The organism is Curtobacterium sp. LFS084, from assembly GCF_047977705.1.
GTDB lineage: Bacteria > Actinomycetota > Actinomycetes > Actinomycetales > Microbacteriaceae > Curtobacterium.
On record NZ_JBFPFM010000002.1, the window covers coordinates 139,388 to 157,589 of the forward strand.

The 18,202-nt window shown below is 73.7% G+C and carries 21 protein-coding genes; 12 read left to right on the forward strand and 9 right to left on the reverse strand.

All coding sequences use genetic code 11. The features are described from left to right. The first annotated feature begins 43 nt into the window (after positions 1 to 43). The 5 genes from ACNQOV_RS02105 to ACNQOV_RS02125 all read left to right on the forward strand — a co-directional run bounded on the left by ACNQOV_RS02105 (position 44) and on the right by ACNQOV_RS02125 (position 2,821). The gene (locus tag ACNQOV_RS02105) at positions 44 to 217 is read left to right on the forward strand and encodes a CsbD family protein (RefSeq protein ID WP_022908528.1); all 174 of its coding nucleotides are present in this window, start codon (positions 44 to 46) and stop codon (positions 215 to 217) included. Between the two features lie 79 nt (positions 218 to 296). Next, on the forward strand, positions 297 to 1,460 hold the full coding sequence (locus ACNQOV_RS02110) for an Asp23/Gls24 family envelope stress response protein (RefSeq protein WP_416393165.1): 1,164 nt from the start codon (positions 297 to 299) through the stop codon (positions 1,458 to 1,460). Further along, positions 1,457 to 1,873: an MFS transporter permease gene (locus tag ACNQOV_RS02115; RefSeq protein WP_402267812.1), complete on the forward strand. Its 417-nt coding sequence runs from the start codon at positions 1,457 to 1,459 to the stop codon at positions 1,871 to 1,873. The genes ACNQOV_RS02110 and ACNQOV_RS02115 overlap by 4 nt, the downstream gene beginning before the upstream one ends. Before the next feature lie 38 nt (positions 1,874 to 1,911). After that, a complete protein-coding gene (locus tag ACNQOV_RS02120) occupies positions 1,912 to 2,097 on the forward strand; it encodes a hypothetical protein (protein WP_022905857.1) in 186 nt (61 codons plus the stop codon). Positions 2,098 to 2,173: 76 nt separating this feature from the next. Further along, the gene (locus ACNQOV_RS02125) at positions 2,174 to 2,821 is read left to right on the forward strand and encodes a gamma-glutamylcyclotransferase (protein ID WP_416393166.1); all 648 of its coding nucleotides are present in this window, start codon (positions 2,174 to 2,176) and stop codon (positions 2,819 to 2,821) included. On the opposite strand, the gene ACNQOV_RS02130 is transcribed toward ACNQOV_RS02125, so the two are convergent. The 4 genes from ACNQOV_RS02130 to rimK form a co-directional block, all read right to left on the reverse strand. Then, positions 2,797 to 3,783: an NAD-dependent epimerase/dehydratase family protein gene (locus ACNQOV_RS02130; protein WP_416393167.1), complete on the reverse strand. Its 987-nt coding sequence runs from the start codon at positions 3,781 to 3,783 to the stop codon at positions 2,797 to 2,799. The two genes, ACNQOV_RS02125 and ACNQOV_RS02130, sit on opposite strands and share 25 nt — an antisense overlap. Further along, positions 3,780 to 6,488, reverse strand: a complete 2,709-nt coding sequence (locus ACNQOV_RS02135) for an alpha/beta fold hydrolase (protein ID WP_416393168.1) — start codon at positions 6,486 to 6,488, stop codon at positions 3,780 to 3,782. Before ACNQOV_RS02135 ends, ACNQOV_RS02130 begins: the two co-directional genes overlap by 4 nt. Further along, a complete protein-coding gene (locus ACNQOV_RS02140; RefSeq protein WP_402268020.1) occupies positions 6,485 to 7,558 on the reverse strand; it encodes a 3-oxoacyl-ACP synthase III in 1,074 nt (357 codons plus the stop codon). The genes ACNQOV_RS02135 and ACNQOV_RS02140 overlap by 4 nt, the downstream gene beginning before the upstream one ends. Positions 7,559 to 7,647: 89 nt before the next feature. Then, entirely contained in the window at positions 7,648 to 8,841 is a 1,194-nt protein-coding gene (gene rimK / locus ACNQOV_RS02145) for a 30S ribosomal protein S6--L-glutamate ligase (RefSeq protein WP_070418032.1), read from the reverse strand. A 66-nt stretch (positions 8,842 to 8,907) separates the two neighbouring features. Between rimK and ACNQOV_RS02150 the strand changes: the two genes are divergently transcribed. Both ACNQOV_RS02150 and ACNQOV_RS02155 read left to right on the forward strand, forming a co-directional pair. Further along, on the forward strand, positions 8,908 to 9,390 hold the full coding sequence (locus ACNQOV_RS02150; RefSeq protein WP_022906836.1) for an ATP-dependent zinc protease: 483 nt from the start codon (positions 8,908 to 8,910) through the stop codon (positions 9,388 to 9,390). Further along, positions 9,390 to 9,614, forward strand: coding sequence for a hypothetical protein (locus ACNQOV_RS02155; RefSeq protein ID WP_416393169.1), 225 nt, complete (start codon positions 9,390 to 9,392; stop codon positions 9,612 to 9,614). The genes ACNQOV_RS02150 and ACNQOV_RS02155 overlap by 1 nt, the downstream gene beginning before the upstream one ends. Positions 9,615 to 9,771: 157 nt before the next feature. On the opposite strand, the gene ACNQOV_RS02160 is transcribed toward ACNQOV_RS02155, so the two are convergent. Both ACNQOV_RS02160 and ACNQOV_RS02165 read right to left on the reverse strand, forming a co-directional pair. Further along, complete coding sequence (locus ACNQOV_RS02160; RefSeq protein WP_416393170.1) at positions 9,772 to 10,665, reverse strand: alpha/beta hydrolase; 894 nt, start codon at positions 10,663 to 10,665, stop codon at positions 9,772 to 9,774. A 117-nt stretch (positions 10,666 to 10,782) separates the two neighbouring features. After that, on the reverse strand, positions 10,783 to 11,373 hold the full coding sequence (locus tag ACNQOV_RS02165) for a TetR/AcrR family transcriptional regulator (RefSeq protein ID WP_402267828.1): 591 nt from the start codon (positions 11,371 to 11,373) through the stop codon (positions 10,783 to 10,785). Between the two features lie 23 nt (positions 11,374 to 11,396). Here ACNQOV_RS02165 and ACNQOV_RS02170 point away from each other — a divergent pair, with 23 nt between their 5' ends. After that, complete coding sequence (locus ACNQOV_RS02170) at positions 11,397 to 12,644, forward strand: MFS transporter (RefSeq protein WP_416393171.1); 1,248 nt, start codon at positions 11,397 to 11,399, stop codon at positions 12,642 to 12,644. On the opposite strand, the gene ACNQOV_RS02175 is transcribed toward ACNQOV_RS02170, so the two are convergent. Next, positions 12,550 to 12,888: a YciI family protein gene (locus ACNQOV_RS02175; protein ID WP_416393173.1), complete on the reverse strand. Its 339-nt coding sequence runs from the start codon at positions 12,886 to 12,888 to the stop codon at positions 12,550 to 12,552. The two genes, ACNQOV_RS02170 and ACNQOV_RS02175, sit on opposite strands and share 95 nt — an antisense overlap. Before the next feature lie 64 nt (positions 12,889 to 12,952). On the opposite strand from ACNQOV_RS02175, the gene ACNQOV_RS02180 reads away from it, so the two are divergent. From ACNQOV_RS02180 to ACNQOV_RS02195, 4 genes are all read left to right on the forward strand, one after another. Continuing rightward, complete coding sequence (locus ACNQOV_RS02180) at positions 12,953 to 14,218, forward strand: sensor histidine kinase (RefSeq protein ID WP_416393174.1); 1,266 nt, start codon at positions 12,953 to 12,955, stop codon at positions 14,216 to 14,218. Continuing rightward, positions 14,200 to 14,886 (forward strand): response regulator, encoded by a 687-nt coding sequence (locus ACNQOV_RS02185; RefSeq protein ID WP_416393175.1) that lies wholly within the window; start codon positions 14,200 to 14,202, stop codon positions 14,884 to 14,886. The genes ACNQOV_RS02180 and ACNQOV_RS02185 overlap by 19 nt, the downstream gene beginning before the upstream one ends. 137 nt (positions 14,887 to 15,023) lie before the next feature. Next, positions 15,024 to 15,905 (forward strand): ABC transporter ATP-binding protein, encoded by an 882-nt coding sequence (locus tag ACNQOV_RS02190; protein ID WP_402267842.1) that lies wholly within the window; start codon positions 15,024 to 15,026, stop codon positions 15,903 to 15,905. After that, positions 15,902 to 16,978, forward strand: a complete 1,077-nt coding sequence (locus tag ACNQOV_RS02195) for an ABC transporter permease (RefSeq protein ID WP_022906827.1) — start codon at positions 15,902 to 15,904, stop codon at positions 16,976 to 16,978. The genes ACNQOV_RS02190 and ACNQOV_RS02195 overlap by 4 nt, the downstream gene beginning before the upstream one ends. A 122-nt stretch (positions 16,979 to 17,100) precedes the next feature. On the opposite strand, the gene ACNQOV_RS02200 is transcribed toward ACNQOV_RS02195, so the two are convergent. Beyond that, entirely contained in the window at positions 17,101 to 17,604 is a 504-nt protein-coding gene (locus tag ACNQOV_RS02200) for a flavin reductase family protein (protein ID WP_022906826.1), read from the reverse strand. Next, positions 17,601 to 18,116 (reverse strand): NADPH-dependent FMN reductase, encoded by a 516-nt coding sequence (locus tag ACNQOV_RS02205; RefSeq protein WP_022906825.1) that lies wholly within the window; start codon positions 18,114 to 18,116, stop codon positions 17,601 to 17,603. Before ACNQOV_RS02205 ends, ACNQOV_RS02200 begins: the two co-directional genes overlap by 4 nt. Positions 18,117 to 18,202 lie beyond the last annotated feature (86 nt).

The following is an 18,202-nucleotide window of genomic DNA, read 5'->3' on the forward strand; positions in this document are numbered from 1 at the left end:
CACCACCCACCGGGCGTCAGCCCGACCGATGAAAGGACCCCTCATGGGACTCGACGACAAGATCAAGAACGCCGCTCAGGACCTCGCCGGCAAGGCGAAGGAAGCCGTGGGCAAGGCCACCAACGACGACGACAAGGTCGCCGAGGGCAAGAAGGACCAGGCCGCCGCGAGCGTCAAGCAGACCGGCGAGGACGTCAAGGACGTCTTCAAGAAGTAGGACGCACGAACCGTGTCGGGGCACTCGCGATGTCGAGTGCCCCGACATGTTTCCGGTGGACCGAACGAGGAGGAGAACGATGCAGCACGACCCGAATGCGCACACGCAGGTGACCGAAGTCGCCCTGCCCGCGGAGCTCACGGAGCCCCTGCCCGACGACGCGAGCACCGTGACGGTCGTCGCCCGCACCGCGGCCGAGACGGCGCTCGGCGTCCCCGGCGTGCACCACCTCGGCGGTCTCGCCGCCCGCGCAGCCGACCAGCTCCGCCAGCAGCTCGGGAAGAGCGCCGGGACCGCGGGCGTCCAGGTCGACGACGAGGACGGCGCCCTCGCGGTGAACGTCTCCGTCGTCGTGAGCTACCCGCACCCGGTCATCGCCGTCGCGGACGAGGTCCGCAAGCAGGTCGCCGCGGCCACGCGACAGGTGTCCGACGTCCCGACCTCGGTCGACGTCCGCGTGCTCGACGTGCACGGTCCGTTCGACGACGAGCAGTCGCCGCTCGGCCGGGCGGCGGAGGCGACCGGCGACGCCGTCAAGCAGGCCGCGACCGCGACCGCGGATGCGACCAAGCGCGCCACCGACGCCACGGGCGCGGCGCTGAAGGACGCGGCGGAGGCCACCGCCGACGCCACGAAGCGAGCCGCGTCCGCCACCGCCGACGTGACCAAGCGCACCGCCGAGGCGACCGCCGACGTCGCCCGTCAGGCAGCTGACGCCACCCGCGACGCCGCGGAGGCGACGGCGGAACAGACCAAGCGGGCAGCCGACGCCACCGCCGACGCCACCCGCCGTGCGGCGGACGCCACCGCCGACGCGACCAAGCGCGCCGTCGACTCCGCCGCCGAGACCACCGGTGACGTCCGTGACGCGGCGACCGAGGCGCTGGCCCGCTCCTCCGAGCTGGCAGCGGACGCCGCCGACTCGGCGAAGGACGCCGCAGCCGGTGCACGGGACGCCGTCGTCGACACCGTCGCCGAGCACGACGCGACCCCGGCCGACCGTGCCGCTGCCGCCGCAGACGCGGCCGAGGACGCGGCCGACGCCGCCGAGGACGCCGCAGCAGCCGCGTCGGAGTCCGCCGACGCAGCAGCCCGGGCCGCCCGCTCGGACGCAGCGGACACGCAGGACGCAGCGGACACGCCGGACGCGCCGGCCACGCAGGAGGCACCGGAGGCGTCGGACACCGCGGCCGCCCGTGACGTTGACACCGAGTCCGGTCGCCACCGTCAGGACCTGCCGTGACGACCGCCTGGTCGGGGAACCGTCGGACGCGCGTCCGACGGCCCCGCCCGCGCGGCGTGTGGATCGCGGGCGGCATCGGCGTCGTCCTGGTCCTCGGCACGCTGCTCGGCGCGTTCCTCCCCCTCGTCGGCTTCCTCGGCAGCGTCACCGCCACCACCGCCGGCCTCGTGCCGTTCCCGTTCATCCGGGTCACGGTCGTCGCCCTCCTCGGCGCGATCGTCGTCCTGGCGCTCCTGCTGCTCGCGTTCACCCGGCGGCACACCGCCACCGCGACCATCGCGGTGGTCCTCGCCGTCCTGGTGAGCATCGCCGTCACGGTCGTGCCGGTCGTCCTCGTCGCCGTCGGGTCCGCCGACCGTGCCGGTGACGTCTGGCCCATCGTCACCGAGCTCTGGAACCGCTTCACCGGCTGAGTCCCTCGGCCGTCCGCACCACCATCGAAGGAGTCACCATGCGCAACCGCATCATCCTCATCGGCGCGATCGTGTTCCTCGGGTTCTGGTTCGGCGCACGCGCCACCCGTCCCGTGAACAAGAAGTCCAAGGCCCAGACCGCGCGCGAGCTCTGGAACGACCCACGTTCGCGGAAGGCCCGCAAGAAGCTCCGGAAGAAGATCGCCGGAGCGACCAAGCACTGACACCGACACGAGGCGCGGTGCACGTGACCCGATCTGGGTGGCGTGCACCGCGTCCGTCGTTCGCTACGGTCGCAGCATGCACCGTCTCTCCCCCGCACAGCGCTGGGTCGTCGCGCTCGGCACGTTCGCCGTCGTCCTCCTCGTCGTCGGCGTCGTCGGGCTGGTCGTCGGGCTGTCGAACCGGTACGGGTGCCTCGGGGCGGGCGAGACCTGGCCCGAGGAGCGGTGCCTCGGCGACGACTCCGGGATCGTCTGGGGCAGCGTCCTCGGCATCGTGGGGCTGCTCCACCTCGGTCTCACCGGGCTGGCCGGCGCGATCGTCTGGACGGCCGCGCCGACGATCGCTCCCGGCCGTCTGCGTCGCCCCGCCCCGAACGTCGGTGTGAACGTCGTCTTCACGGTCGGCGCGCTCCGGCAGCCCGAGGTGCAGGACGCCCTGTTCGGCGACCCGGTGCCCACTGCCGAGGACGCCCTGGCCGGCTGGCGGATCGACGACGCGACGAGCACCGACCCGGACGTGATCCGAGCGAGCGGACCGGGCCGTCGTCCGACCCTGCGACGCGGCACCAGCGAGGACCGGGTCGAGGGTGCGGCCCTCACGCTCGGGTACGAGTGGCAGCTGCGGGACCTCGACGACCACGAGCCCGCCGACCACCAGCGCATCGAGGTGACGCTGGAGTCGGGTACCCGGGCCTGGGTCTACGTCGCCGCCGACGAGGTCTGAGCGGCAGCGAGCCGTTCGAGCCCCTCGTCGATCGACACCGCGGGCGTCCACCGCAGGTCCTGGCGGGTGCGGCGCTGGTCGAACCAGTGCGCCGTCGACAGCTGCTCGGCGAGGAACCGGGTCATCGGCGGCTCGTCCTGCCCGGGTCGTACCCGCCAGAGGGCCTCGACGAGCGATCCGGCGATGCGGGCCACACCGGCCGGCACGTGCAGCCGGGGTGCCGGGACCCCGGACGCCGCGCAGATGCCCGCGAGCAGGTCGGCGACGGGCCGGGGCTCGCCGTTCGTGACGACGTGGGCGGCGCCGTGCACCGCGTCGTCGGCGGCGTGCTCGAGCGCGGCGACCATGGCCGAGGCCGCGTTGTCGACGTAGAGCGTGTCGATCAGGGCGGCGCCGGAGTCCAGCACCGGGAGCCGTCCGCTGCGGGCCCGGTCGACGATCCGCCCGATGAGCTGGGTGTCGCCCGGTCCCCACACCAGGTGGGGGCGGACGGCGGTGACCGCGAACCCCGGGGCGTCGGCGGCGAGGGCGAGGAGCTCTGCGGCGGCCTTCGTGCGGGCGTAGTCCCCGCGGGCGCGCGCCGGCTCGGCCGGTGCGGCGCCCGCCCCGACGAGCGACGAGCCGGTGTGCGCGACCGAGGGCGACGACACGAACACGAACCGTGTCGCCCCCGCGCGGCGTGCGGCGTCGAGCAGGGTCCGGGTGCCCTCGACGTTCACGCGGACGAAGTCGGCCGGGTCGCCGGCGAGCGAGACCTCGGCGGCGAGGTGCACGACCGCGTCGACGCCCTCGACCGCCCGGACCACCGCGGTGGGGTCGGTCACGGTGCCGAGGACGTCCGCCGCCCCGCCCACGCCGGACGGACGCCGCTGGAACGTCCGGACCTCGTGGCCGGCGTCCCGCACGGCCGCGGCGGTCGCCCGCCCGAGGAACCCGCTCGCGCCGGTGACGAGGACCCTCACGGCCGGACCATCCGCCCACCGGACAGCACCGATGCGGCCCACCGTGACAGCCGCGCACGGTCGACCTTCGAGTTGTGCCGGATGTCGGTCGGCAGCTCGGGCACGGTCAGGACCGCCGCGACGGGGATGCCGGCGGCTGCCCGCACGGCCCGAGCGAGGTCCGGGTCCGCGAGTGCGGGTCGACGAGCGCGGCGCGTGCCGGTCGTCTCGACGACGGCCACCGCCTGCTGCGTCCCGCGCGGGCCGACCCCGGCGAGACCGGCGCGGCCGACGCCGGGGACCCGTTCGATCCGCTGCTCGGGTCCGACCGGTGTGACCACCCCGTCCGGGGTCGTCAACACGTGCTGCAGGCGCCCCTCGACCCAGAGGCGGCCGGCTGCGTCGAGGTGCCCGACGTCACCGGTGCGGTGGCCCCGAGGGTCGTCCACGCCGAGCCGCGACACCCGGTCCTGTCGCCAGAGCCGGTCGTAGCGCGCCCGGACGTGCGGCGCGGCCACGACGATCTCGCCGGTGACGCCCGGGTCGTCGGTCAGCGTGCCGGTCGGCAGACCGTCGCCGTCGAGCGGGGCGATCCGCACCCGGACGTTCGCCGCCGGGGCCCCGACGCAGATGCCGTCGTCGACCGCGGACCCTGCCGAACGGACCCCGTCGAGGTCGACGTCGGTCATCAGCAGCCCCTCGGTCATGCCGTAGGGCGTGTGGGCGCTCGCATTCGGCATCAGCTCGGTGGCCGCGGTCAGCAGGGCCGCCGACACCGGCGCCCCGGCCGACAGGAACAGCCGCACCCGGCCGAGTGCCGCACGCTCGTCGGCGGTGAGCGCACCCGCGGTCGCCACGACGTTGGCGACGGCGGCCGGCGACAGGAAGACGACCGTGGCGTCGGCTGCCTGCACCGCGTCGGCGACCGCCCGCGCGGTGAGCGTCCTGGGTGCCGTGACGTCCATGTCCGGTGCGACCGACCGCGCCCCGAGGGCCGGACCGAGGAGGGCGAACGGGGCGAACCCGGCGACGAGCCCGGTGCCGACGCCGATGTCGTACTGGGTGGCCAGCGCGTCCCGGACGGCACCGAGCTGCCCGTGCGTGTACACGACGCCCTTGGCCGGGCCGGTCGACCCCGACGTGAACAGCACGGCGGCCGGTGCGTCGGCGCCGGGGGCCTCGGGCATGGCGGTCCCCCGTGCGAGCCGGTCGGCCCCGCGGCGAGCGACCTCGGTGAGGGTGCGTTCGACCCGGAGCGCACGCCGGGCGGCGGCGGGCAGCGCGACCGTCGCGATCCGACGACCGGGCCAGCCGAGCGCCCGCGCGGCTCCGAGGCCGGGCAGCGCACCGATGATCCAGTCGGGACGCGCGCCGCGCACGGCCCGGGTCAGGCCGCGCAGGCCGAGCCCGGCGTCGGCGACCACGACGACCGAGCCGATGCGGACGCAGGCGTAGAGGACCGCGGTGAGGTCGGCTCCCGGGGTGACGAGCAGCGAGACACGCTCGCCGGGGCGGACGCCGAGGTCGACGAGTCCCGCCGCGATCTCGTCCACCCGGCGGGCGAGCAGCCGCCACGACACCGTGCGGGGCCCGCCGGCGGCGGCCATCTCGACGAGCGCGGCGTCGTCGCGCTCGCGCAGTGCGTCGAGTGCGGCCCACAGCGGTCGGCCCGCGTCGGCGGCTGTGTCGGTGGGGGCCGGGAGGGACGGTTCGGCCCCGGCGGGCCCGTGACCGTCCGGCAGGTGGTCACCGAGCCAGTCGAAGACCGTCCCGGCGACGTCGGCGTCGTCCGGCAGCAGGTGCCCGGCGCCCTCGAAGCGGTGGACGTCGGCGTGCGGCAGGCGGTCCACGAGGTCGTCGAGGTAGCGCTCCAGGAACACCGGGTCGCGCGGGCCCCACATCACGAGGGCCGGCACGTCGAGCGCCGCGACCCCCGCGGCGATCCGGTCGAGTTCCGGTGCGCTCGGGTGGTCGGCGTCGACGGGGATGTCGGCGACGAACCCGCCGATGCCCCCGCGACGGGCGGCGCCGCGGTAGGGCGCTCGGTACGCGTCCGCGACGGGACGGTCGAGCCGCGGGTGCGCGATCGCGAGGGTCGTCTCGAGGAACGCCGGCGTCAGCACCGTGGCGCGGCCGAGGAGCTCGGGACGGAGGGCGAGCCGCAGCGGCGCCGGGATCGGGGCGTCGTCCGGCTGGTGCACGGCGGTGTTGCAGGTCGTGACGGCCACGACGAGGTCCGGGTGGTCCACCGCCCAGCCGAGGGAGACGACCCCGCCCCAGTCGTGCCCGAGGGTCACCACCGGGCCGGTCAGGCCGAGTTCGTCGGTCAGCGCGCCGAGGTCTCGCACGCGGTCCGCCAGCCCGTGCTGCGTGCCGGTCCGCTCCGAGAACCCCATGTCGAGCTGGTCGACCGCGACGACCCGCCACGCCGGACCGCCGGCCGCGGCGACGTCGAGCGAGGTGCGGAGCACCGACCGCCACAGGTACGACCACGTCGGGTTGCCGTGCACGCACAGCAGGGTGCCGACGGGTTCCACGCCGAGCGCGGCCAGGGAGCCGGCCGTGTCGAGGAGGTGCCAGGAGCGCTCGGGGCGAGCCGCGCCTCCAGGACCCGCAGCGGCCGGGACCGCGACGATGCGCGACCAGGCGGGGTCGAGTCCGGGCAGGGGCGGCGGGGGCGTCGCCGGAGCCGTGGCAGCGGCGACGCGCGGGAGGCCGGAGGTCACCAGCGCAGTTCCATCATCGCCGTGTTGATGCCGGAGCCGACACCGCCGAGGAACACCCGGTCGCCGGGGCGGATGGCGCCGCGGGCGACCTCGTCCGCGAGGGTGATCGGGATCGACGCCGGACCGACGTTGCCGAAGCGCTCGTACGTGGTGGGGACCTTGTCGCGCGGGACGCCGATGGCCTCGACGAACGCGTTGGTGTGCACGTCGGAGACCTGGTGCAGCACGTAGCGGTCCATGTCGGCCCAGTCGAAGTGGGAGCGCGCCTCGTTCCAGGCGGCGACGACGAGTTCCATGCCGCCCTTGAGGAGCATCTTCGCGTCGGTGAACATGCCGTCGACGCTGCCGACGCAGAGGTCGTACCACTGGGTCGCCGCGCGGGTGACGCCGCCGACGATCCGGTGGCCGCCCGGGTGCATGTCCGCCGGGCCGAGCACGGCTGCGGCGGCACCGGAGCCGAGCGTCAGGCTGGCGAACTCGCTCATGAAGTCCTTGCGGTTGCGGCCGCCCTGGTTCAGGCGCTCGATGGTGTTGAGCTGCACCTGGTCGGCGTCCTCGCCGTCCACGACGAGCGCGTACTTGATCTGGCCGGAGTCGATCATGCCCGCGGCCACGCTCATCGCGTTCACGAACCCGAGGCAGGCGTTCGCGATGTCGAAGTTGATCGCGGACGACGGCAGCCCGAGTCCGTGGTGCAGCCGCACGGCCACCGAGGGCTCGAGGTGCGGGCGGGTCACCGACGTGTTGATGAGCAGGCCGACGTCCTCGGGGCGGATGCCCGCCTCGGCCATGGCACGGCGCCCGGCGTCGATCGCGGCGTCCTGGAAGGACTGCCCCTCACCCCAGTTGCGACGCTCCTTGACCCCGGCGACACGCTCGAGCAGCCCCATCGGCAGGCGCAGGCGGCGCAGCACAACGCGGAGCTTCTCCTCGATGTCGGCCGAGGTGGTCACGCGTTCCGCCACGGTCGTCGCGACGGAGAGCAGCGCGACGTTGTCGTGCTTGGCCGTGGCGTTGCCGGGCCGCTCCGTGTCGCTGCTCGTCGCCTGGTCGACCGGCCGTTCCGTCATGATCGTCACCGACACATACTTCCGCATCTGGCCTGGGTACGCGATCCGGAAGCGCTGACAGGCGGGGGACAGTGCGCTCCGGATGCGCCTCACGCCTCGGGCTGGCGTGGTTCCTTGGGGAGTTTCCGGACCTTCGCGCGACGCTTCCGACGCTCCGGGATCATCGATCGCATCTCCTCCAGCTTGCCGAAGCAGAGCAGGCGGTCCCCGGGTTCGAGGGCGACGCCGCTCCGGGGGTTGGGGATGACGCCGGAGCCGCGGTGCAGCGTGAGGACGGTGATGTCGCGGTCCCAGAGACCGGACTCCTTGATGGTCTTCCCGACGAGGTCGGCGTTCGTGTGCACGAGGAGCTCGGCGACGCCGTACCCGGTCGAGACGGAGAGCCGCTGGCGGACGTCGATCTCCGGGAAGGCCACCTGGTTCGCGATGAAGTCGATGATCGCTCCGGCGATGTCGAGCCCCGTGGCGCGCTCGATGCCCTCGAGCCCCGGCGACGAGTTGACCTCCATCACGAGCGGTCCGTCGTTGCCTTCGAGCATGTCGACGCCGGCGACCCGGAGGCCCATGATCTGCGCCGAGCGGACCGCGGCCTCCTCGTACTCGGGCGTCAGCGTGACCTTCTCGACGGTCCCGCCGCGGTGCACGTTGGACCGGAACTCGTCACCCGAGGCGCTCCGCCGCATCGCCGCGACCACCCGGTCGCCGACGACGAGCGCACGGATGTCCTTGCCGCGGCTCTCCGAGATGAAGCTCTGGATGAGGACGTTCTGCTTCGTGGAGTGCAGCGTCTCGACGATCGACTCGGCCACCTTGGCCTCGGGGGCGAGGATGACGCCGATGCCCTGCGTGCCCTCGAGCAGCTTGATCACGACCGGAGCGCCGCCGACGCGCTCGATCGCCCCACGGACGTCGGCGCGGCCGTTCACGAACGTCGTCGCGGGCATGCCGATGTCGTGCCGAGACAGGATCTGGTTCGCCCGCAGCTTGTCGCGCGAGTTCGTGATGCCGTTGGCGGTGTTCGGCGTGTAGACGTCCATCTGCTCGAACTGCCGGACCACCGCGGTGCCGTAGTACGTGATCGAGTTCCCGATGCGCGGCAGGACGGCGTCGTAGTCGGACAGGAGCTTGCCGCGGTACTGCAGGTCCGGGTCGTCGCCGGTCAGGTCGATCGCGAACCGGAGCGTGTTGAGCACCTTGACCTCGTGCCCGCGGTCGATCGCGGCAGCCCGGAGGCGCTCCGTCGAGTACGCGTGCGGCGCGCGCGACAGGATGGCGAGTTTCATCGGGTGTGCTCCGGGGTAGGGGTATCGACGGCGACGCTCCATCCAAGCATGCGACAGGATGGGCACATGGCCCGAGAACCGAAGTCACCCAACGGCGGTCTCGTGGTCGCCGGATGGCGGGAGTGGGCCGCCCTGCCGGGGCTCGGCATCCCGTGGATCAAGGTGAAGCTCGACACCGGTGCGCGGAGCTCGGCGCTGCACGCGTTCGACCTCGAGGAACTCCCCGGCGACCGGGTCCGCTTCTCGGTGCACCCGTGGCAGGACACCGATGCCGACGCCGTCACGATCGAGTGCGCGGTGCACGACCGTCGCATCGTCCGCAGCTCCACCGGGCACACCCAGGAGCGCATCGTGGTGCTCACCGAGATGTCCCTCGCCGGGCGTGTCTTCGAGGCCGAGGTCACCCTGAGCAACCGCGACCAGATGGGCTTCCGGATGCTCGTCGGCCGCGAGGCACTGCGCCAGGGCTTCCTCGTCGACCCGGCCCGGTCCTTCATGGCCGGTCGGGCCCCGAAGGAGATCCGCCGGCGCAACCGGGGCCGCGCCTGATGCCGAGCGGTCACGCGGCCGACGTGCTCGAGCGCATCGTCGCCGGTGTCGACGCGGCCGGACTCGGTGCCTACGGCGTGCACGTCCGGATCGGTGACGACGAGGTCGAGCACCGGTGGCGCAGCGACGATCGCGAGAACCTCTACTCCGTCTCGAAGGGCGTCTGCGCGCTCGCGATCGGGATCGCCGTCGACGCGGTGCGCGAGGTTCGCGGGACCCACTGATCATTCCTGCTCGCTGACCGTTCCGGTTCGCGGATCCCGGGGATCGCGAACCGGAACGGTCAACGCCGTGACGGGAAGGGCCCTCGACCGGACCGACGGGCGGTCGGGAGGGACGGTGCGGGCCCGACCCGCGCCTCCCGTCCGCCGTCGGTGCGGGTCAGGCCTGCAGGTGCCGACCCAGGAACCGCAGCTGGTCCGGCGCGAGGCGCCGCCAGTAGGCGGAGGTGTGGCCGCCGGCCTCGAAGCCGCCGGCCGGTGCCGTCGCGAAGCCGTCGACGTACGTCTGCACGGCCGGCTCGAACCCGTCGCCGGTGCCGCAGTCGACCCGGACCGCGACGCCGTCGAGCGATGCCTGTCGGCCGAGCACGGTGTTCGCGGCGAAGTCCGCGGGGTCGTCGAACGCGCCCCGTGCCGTCTCCCCCGCCGACCGCCACAGCGCAGGGCTGATCGCGGAGACCGCGCGCACGTGCTCCGCGCCGAGACCGCCGGCGAGGTGCAGCGCGCCGTAGCCGCCCATCGAGTAGCCGGTGAGCCCGAGTCGCGCGGTGTCGAAGCCTCGGCGGGCGAGCAGGGGCAGGAACTCGTCGACGACCATCGCGGCGGGGTCGTCGCCGTCGGCACGACGGTGCCAGTACCGGTTGCCGCCGTCGACCGCGGCGATCGCGAACGGCGTCCCGCCCGCCGCGACGTGCGCGGCGAGGAACCGGTCGTAGCCGAGGTGGGAACCGAAGAAGTCCGCGTGGTCGTCGCCGTACCCGTGCAGGGCGACCACGATCGGCAGGGGGTCGTCGGACCGCGGCGCGGCGATCGTCCAGCCGACCTCGAGTCCCTTCCGTGCCCGGGACGTGAACGATCCGGACACGGTCGGCACCGGGGTGACGTCGGGGACCGTTCCCGCCGGCCCGTCGAGGCCGAGCACGCGGTACATGGTCGACCGGCCGGGGAGGAGCCGGAGGTTCACGGCCTCGGCCGCGGCGCCCGCCACGACGACCGCGGCCCCGCCGACGATGAGCGAGCGGCGGGTGATCCGGGCTGCACGGGAGCCGCTCATGCGCGGGGGACGATGCTGTCCGGGGTCACACGCGTCATCACGAGGGTCGGGGAGGTCCGCTGCACACCGGGCAAGCTACCGAGTCGGGCGCCGGAGCACCTCGGGTACACGCGGACGTCAGGTGTGAAGTCGCGCAGGAACCGGTCGCTCCGCCGACCCGAGGAGCGCGTCGGCGACGGCACGCGCGGTACCCGTCCCGAGGCCGGGTTCGCGCAGGCGCATCGCGAGGTACCCCGAGACGAGGAGCAGCAGCTGCTCGGCGAGCGCCCCGGCGTGTGCGCCGACCACGGGCTCGGCCGACGCGGTCAGGCGTCGACGCAGGGTGTCGGTCTCGTGGTCGAGGACCGCGCGGACGTCGGACGGGGCGTCGACGTACTCGGCGGCAGTGCCGAGGAACGCGCACCACCGCGAGCCCGCTGCGGTGGACCGGTACGCGTCGAGCGCGTCGAAGACCGCCAGCAGACGGCCGCGGTCGTCCGACGCGTCCGCGACGGCCCGGTCCCACGTCGCGAGCCAGTCGTCGTGCCGGCGACCGAGGGCAGCGGCCACGAGGGACTCCTTGCTGGCGTACCCGCGGTAGAGCGTGGCGCTCGAGATCCCCGCGCGCTCGAGGACGGCGTCGATGGGCGTCGCGGCGATGCCCTGCGAGAAGAAGAGCTCCTCGGCGGCGTCGAGCAGCTTCCGCTCGGTTCCTGGACGCATCGCCATGAGAGCACCCTAGGCTCTCAAAAGTGAAACGATCGTTTTCGTTACGAGAGTCGGTGTTCGTGGGGAGCGGCCTCGGTCTGATCGCCGCGACGTACGGCTTGGTCCGGCTGGCCTACGGCCTCTTCCTGCCCGACGTCCAGCGGGACCTCGGGCTACGCGCCGACGCTGCGGGGTGGGTCTCGTCCGGAGCCTCGGCGCTGTACTGCGTCGGCGCCGTGGTCGGGTACCGCTGTGCCGGCCGCGTGCCCCGGGTCCTCGTGGCGGTCGCCGCCGCCGTGGCTGGCGCAGGTGCACTCGGCATGGCTGCGGCCGGCGCCCCCGCGGCGTTCGCGATCGCGTCGGTCGTCGGTTCGGCGGGCGCGGGGCTGGCATCGCCCGCGCTCGTCAGTCTCGTGACGACCCTGGTGCCGCCGCCGGCGCAGCGCCGAGCGCAGGCCGTGGTGAACGCCGGGACGGGCCCCGGCCTCGTCGCCGCGGGCGTCCTCGCGCTCGCGCTCCTGCCCGACTGGCGGACCGCGTGGACGTGGTCCGGCATCGCGACCCTGGTCGTCGGGGCGGTCCTCCTCGCGTCCTCGTGGTCACCCCGCCGGACGGGGGCCGGCGGGCGGACCCGCACCGAGCGGTCCCCGGCCGCGGGGCCGGACCCGGCGTGGTGGAGGGCACACCGTGCGGTCCTCGTGCTCGCCCTGCTCTTCGGCGCCGGGTCGGCGGTCGTGTGGACCTACGGCCGCTCGGTGCTCGTCGATGCCGGCGCACCGGTCGCCGTCTCGGTGTCCGCGTGGATCGCGCTCGGCGTGGGCGGCGCCGCGGTCGTGGTGACCGCCCGGTGGACGAGTCGGCTGCGTGCCCGCACGCAGTGGGCACTCACCGGTGTCGCCGTCGCCCTCGGTGTGTTGGCGCTCGGCACGGTGCCGCAGTGGACGCCCGTGGCGCTCGTCGCGTGCGCCGTGTTCGGCTGGGGGTACACCGCGGCGACCGGGGCCCTGATCGCGTGGACCACCGAGATCGACCCGGAGCGGTCCTCGGCGGGCACCGCGGTGCTCTTCGTGGCGCTCGTCCTCGGCCAGGCCGGCGGTGCCGCGGCAGCCGGAGCGGTCGTCGAGCCGCTGGGGTCGCCCGGCACGTTCGGGGCCGGGGCGCTCGTGACGGCCGTCTGCGCCGTGCTCGGTGCCCGGGTCAGAGCAGCGGGCGCAGCTCGATCTTCCGGTCGCACGCCACCGACGCCTCCTGTGCGACCCGCAGCGCGGCCTCGGCGTCCGGCAGGTCCATGACCCAGAACCCGGCGACGAACTCGGCCGGGTCCCCGACGAGCCCCGGGACGGTGGTCGGCTCGGCACGACGGGCATCGACCACGACGGCGTCCGACGGGGCCGACACCCCGGCCGCGAAGACGACGGCATCGCCGAGCCGCTCGTTGAGCGCGTCGACCGCGTCCGCCTCGGCCCGTGTCGCGGACGCGGTCCGACCGGCGGCCTCGGCCTGCCCGTCGTCGATGACGTTGACGAGGAAGTGCACGGCGTCTCCCCTGTTCGGTTGACCGCAGGCTACTCCGACCACCGCACCCGCTACCGTGGTGCCCATGGGGACGGCGGCGGAGTGGTCACGGCTACCGGTGGGGCGCCGTGAACACCGGCAGGACGCCCTGCTCGCGGTCGTGCTCGGCGTCGGCCTGACGATCACGACGATGCTGTACGGCTCGGCCGGCACCTACGGCGACGACCAGGCGGCGTGGTGGGTCTCGGGCCTGCTCATCGTGGCGAACGCCGCGCCGGTCGCGTTCCGCCGTCGCTGGCCGATGATCATGGCGGTCGTCTCGGCCCTCGCGTTCGCGGCGACGCAGATCCTGCACGTGCCCGAGCTCTTCCTCGTGAACTTCACGCTGTTCATCGCGCTCTACACGGTCGGCGCGTGGTGCTCGGACCGGGTCCGCGCCGAGGTCGTGCGGTGGGTGGTCATCGGGGGCATGTTCGCGTGGCTGTTCGTCGCGATCACCTTCGGGTGGGCCGTGCCGAACGCGCTGCCGAACGACGACGGCGGACTCATCCCGCCGTACATCGCGCTCTCCCTGCTCAACATCGTGATCAACGTCATCTACTTCGGCGCTGCCTGGTACGCCGGCAACCGGGCCTGGGCGTCCGCGGTGGCGAAGCACGAACTCGACCTCCGCACCGCCGAGCTCGCCGCCGAGCGGGAGCGCAGCGCGGCCCAGGCGGTCACGATCGAGCGCGTACGGATCGCCCGCGAACTCCACGACGTCGTGGCGCACCACGTGTCCCTGATGGGCGTGCAGGCCGGGGCCGCACGCCGCGTGATCGGCAACGACCCCGAGCAGGCGACGGCGTCGCTCGGCGTCGTCGAGCAGAGCGCCCGGACCGCCGTCGAGGAGCTCCGTCGGATGCTCGGCACCCTGCGGGCCGACGGGGACCTCGGCGACGACCACCGTGCCGCGCCGAGCACCGAGGGGCTCGCCCGCATCGGCGAGCTCGCCGACTCCGCCCGCACGGCCGGCCACCCGACCGAGTACGTGGTCGTCGGCTCCACCCGTGCCGTCCCGCCGACGGTGTCCGCCGTCGCGTACCGGATCGCGCAGGAAGCGGTGACGAACGTCCTCAAGCACGCGGGTCCGAGCGCCCGGGCGGACGTCCGGGTCCGGTACCTCGACGGCGGCGTCGAGGTCGAGGTCACCGACGACGGCCACGGCGACCGGGCACCGCGGAACACCGCGGGCAGCGGACTCGGCCACGTGGGGATGCGCGAACGCGTCGCCGCGGTGGGCGGACGGATCGAGATCGGGCCGCGCGCCCGGGGAGGCTTCCTGGTGCGGGCATGGCTGCCGACGACCTGACCATCGTGCTCGCGGACGACCAGGACCTCGTCCGGGCCGGCTTCCGCGTGATCCTCGAGTCCGAACCGGGCTTCCGGGTCGTCGGCGAGGCCGCTGACGGCGCGGAGGCGGTCGAGGCGGTCCGGACGCACCGACCGGATGTGGTGTGCCTCGACGTGCAGATGCCGAACGTCGACGGGCTCGAGGCGGCGCGCCGGATCGCCGCGCTCCCGGAGCCCCCTGCCGTGCTCGTCCTGACGACGTTCGACCACGACGACGCCCTCTTCCAGGCGCTCGAGGCGGGGGCGAGCGGCTTCCTGCTGAAGAACGCCTCCCCCGAACGGCTGATCGACGCCGTCCGCACGGTCGCTGCCGGTGACGCGCTGCTCGCCCCGGACGTGACCCGGCGGGTGATCAGCCGCGCGACCTCGGGGCCGGCGGCGCCCGCGGCCGCGGACGGCCACGGTGACGACGCCGTCCAGACCGCGGGGCTCACCGAGCGTGAGACCGAGGTCCTCCGGCTGCTCGCGCGCGGCCTGAGCAACGCCGAGATCGCCACCGAGCTCTGGGTCGGCGAGGCGACCGTGAAGACCCACGTGTCGAACGTGCTGCAGAAGCTCGGACTGCGTGACCGCATCCAGGCGGTCGTGTGGGCCTTCGAGCACGGCGTGGCCGGAACCCCCGCCTAGTCCCCCGTCCGACCCGCGCTCCCCCACGCGGCGGAGGCCGCAGTGCTCCGATCCCCGTCGCCAGCCGGAGGCGCCCGTCGCACCGCGCGCAATAGCGTCGACGCAGGCGGACCGAACCGCCACGAGAGGGGAACGAGATGCTCACCATCGACGGGGTGACCAAGCAGTACGGTGACCGCCGCGTGCTCGACGACGTGACGTTCACGGTCGGCGACGGACGCCTGACCGGGTTCGTCGGCGGCAACGGCGCCGGCAAGACCACCACGATGCGGATCCTGCTCGGCGTGCTCCAGGCCGACGCCGGCACCGTGTCGATCGACGGCTCCGTGATCGGTCCGGCCGACCGCCGCCGCTTCGGCTACATGCCCGAGGAGCGCGGCCTCTACCCGAAGATGCCGGTCGCCGAGCAGATCACGTACTTCGCCCGGCTGCACGGCGTGGACAAGCGGACCGCCACGGACCGCACCACGGACCTGCTCGACCGCCTCGGGCTCACCCAGCACGCGACCGACGCCGTCGAGAAGCTGTCCCTCGGCAACCAGCAGCGTGTGCAGGTCGCGGCGGCACTCGCCCACGACCCCGAGGTCCTCGTGCTCGACGAGCCGTTCTCCGGCCTCGACCCGATGGCCGTCGACGTCGTGCTCGCCGTGCTGCGCGAGTCGGCGGCGGGCGGCGTGCCGGTCCTGTTCTCGAGCCACCAGCTGGACGTCGTCGAACGACTCTGCGACGACGTCGTCGTGATCGCCGACGGCACGATCCGCGCCGCCGGCCCGCAGGAGGAGCTGCGGAAGCACGCCGGGCCCGCCGCGTGGGAGCTGCTCGTCGACGGCGACGTCGCCTGGCTCCGCGACGAACCGGGGGTCACCGTCCGCGAGTTCGACGGCGGCTACGCCGTGTTCGAGGCCGACGACGCCACCGCGCAGCGGGTGCTGCAGCGTGCCGTCCAGCACGGCACCGTCGGGTCGTTCTCGCCGCGTGTACCGCGCCTCAGCGAGGTCTTCCGGGAGGTCGTCCGATGAACTCCTCGTTCGTTGCGTCCGTGCGGCTCGTCGCCGCGCGCGAGATCCAGGCCCGCCTGCGCAGCAAGGCGTTCGTCGTGTCCGCCCTGATCCTCGTCCTCATGGTCGTCGCGTCGATCGTCGTCGGCGGCATCGTCGGCAAGGCGACGTCGGGCGACACCACCCCCGTGGCGGTCGTCACGGGCGTCGACCTGCCGACCAGCAGGGGGCTCGACGTCACCGAGGCGCCGACCACGGCCGCGGCCGAGCGACTCGTCCGGAGCGGTGACGTCGACGCGGCGGTCCTGCCGTCCGACGACCCGCTCGGCTACCGCGTCGTCGGACTGGACGACGCGCCGACCGACGTCGTGCAGGCGCTGAGCGTCTCGCCCCGCGTCGAGCTCCTCGACCCGAGCGCGATCCCCGGCGGGCTGATCTACATCGTGGCGCTGGCCTTCGGCGTCGTGTACTTCGCCTCCGCCGTGACGTTCGGCCAGTCGATCGCCCAGAGCGTCGTCGAGGAGAAGTCCACCCGCGTGGTCGAGATCCTGATGGCGGCGATCCCGGCACGGGCGCTCCTCGCCGGCAAGGTGCTCGGCAACAGCGTGATGGCCTTCGCGCAGATCGTCGCGGTGGCGATCGCGGCGGCGGTGACGCTCGCGGTGACCGGTCAGGACAACATGTTCACGGTGCTCGGCCCGAGCATGCTCTGGTTCGTCGGCTTCTTCGCGATCGGCTTCGTGCTCGTGGCCTCGCTGTTCGCGGCGGCCGCGGTGCTCGTCTCGCGCCAGGAGGACGTCGGCAGCGTCACCACCCCCGTGATGATGCTCGTGATGATCCCGTACATCCTCATCATCGTCGCGTACAGCAACCCGACGATCCTGGGCGTGATGTCCTACGTGCCGTTCAGCGCCGCGATCGGCATGCCGATGCGGATCTTCCTCGGCACGGTCGAGTGGTGGGAGCCGATCCTGTCGCTCCTCGTCGTGGCGGCCTCGGTCGTCGTCGTCGTGCTCGTCGGCGCCCGGATCTACGAGAACGCGCTGCTGCGCACCGGCGGCCGCGTGAAGCTCGCGGAGGCCCTCCGCGGCTGACGCCGCAGCACCGGACGGGAGGCGCGGTGCGGGTGGGCGGATCTGCTCACCCGCACCGCGCCTCCCGTCCGACCGCCGGCGCTCAGGCGCTCAGGCGCTCAGGCGCTCAGGCGCTCAGGCGCTTAGGCGCTCAGCGTCGCGAACGCGGAGCGGTGCCAGACCAACGGGCTGTGCGCGAAGTCCGACATGAGCCCGAGGACCCGGAGCACGACGATGTCGTGATCCCCCGCCGGGTAGGTGTGCTCGACGGCGCACTCGAGCCAGATCGGAGCACCCTCGAGGAACACCGAGCCCGTCTCGGAGACCGTGGTCTCCACGCCGACGAAGCGGACCGACCGGTCCTTCGACGCGAGCTGCCGGGTGACCTGCGCGTGCCCCTCGCCGAGGATCGAGACGCCGATCGTGCCGGCCTCCCGCAGGACCGGCCACGTCGACGAGGTGTGCTGCACCGCGAACATCACGAGCGGCGGGTCCTGGGACACCCCGACCGTGAAGGACGAGGCGACGAGCACGGTGGGCTCGTCGTCGACGACCGCGGCGAGCGCGGCGACCCCGCAGGGGAAGCCGGAGAACGCCTGGCGGAGGGCGGTGAGGTCGGGCGCCTCGGGCGAGTAGGGGCTGATCATGAGCGGGTTCCTTCCTGGAGGCTCGCGGCCGCACCGAGGACGACGTCACGCCACCGGGCGAGCCAGACCTCGGTCGATGCGGGCTCGGAGTACTGCTTGTCGTTGAGGTACAGGGCCGGGGCCGGGACGGTCGCGCCGAGCTCGACGAGCACGGGCTTGAGGAAGACCTCGGGGGCGAGGGCGTGTGCGGGCCCGGCGCCGAGCATGAGCGGGACGACGGTGACCCCGGCGAGCCCGTCCCCGGTGCCGAACTGGTCGAGGAACAGTTTGAGCACGCCGGTGTAGGTCGCCTTGAAGGTGGGGGAGGCGACGACCACGAGGTCCGACGCGGCCACGGTGCGCACCGCCTCGGCGACCCCGTCGTCGCCCCAGCCGAGCAGGCCCGGGCCGAGGTCGATCACGTCGACGACGTGGTCCGGCGCACGGCCGGTGAGCCGTTCGAGCACGACGGTGGCCGCGTCGAGCGTCCGTGATGCCGGTTTGGGGTTGCCGGCGACGACGGTGGTGATCATCGTGTGCTGCTCCTGCGGTCGGGGGCGGGGTGGTCGGGGACGGGATGGTCGGCGACGGGGTGCGAGTGCAGTCCATCCGGCGTTCG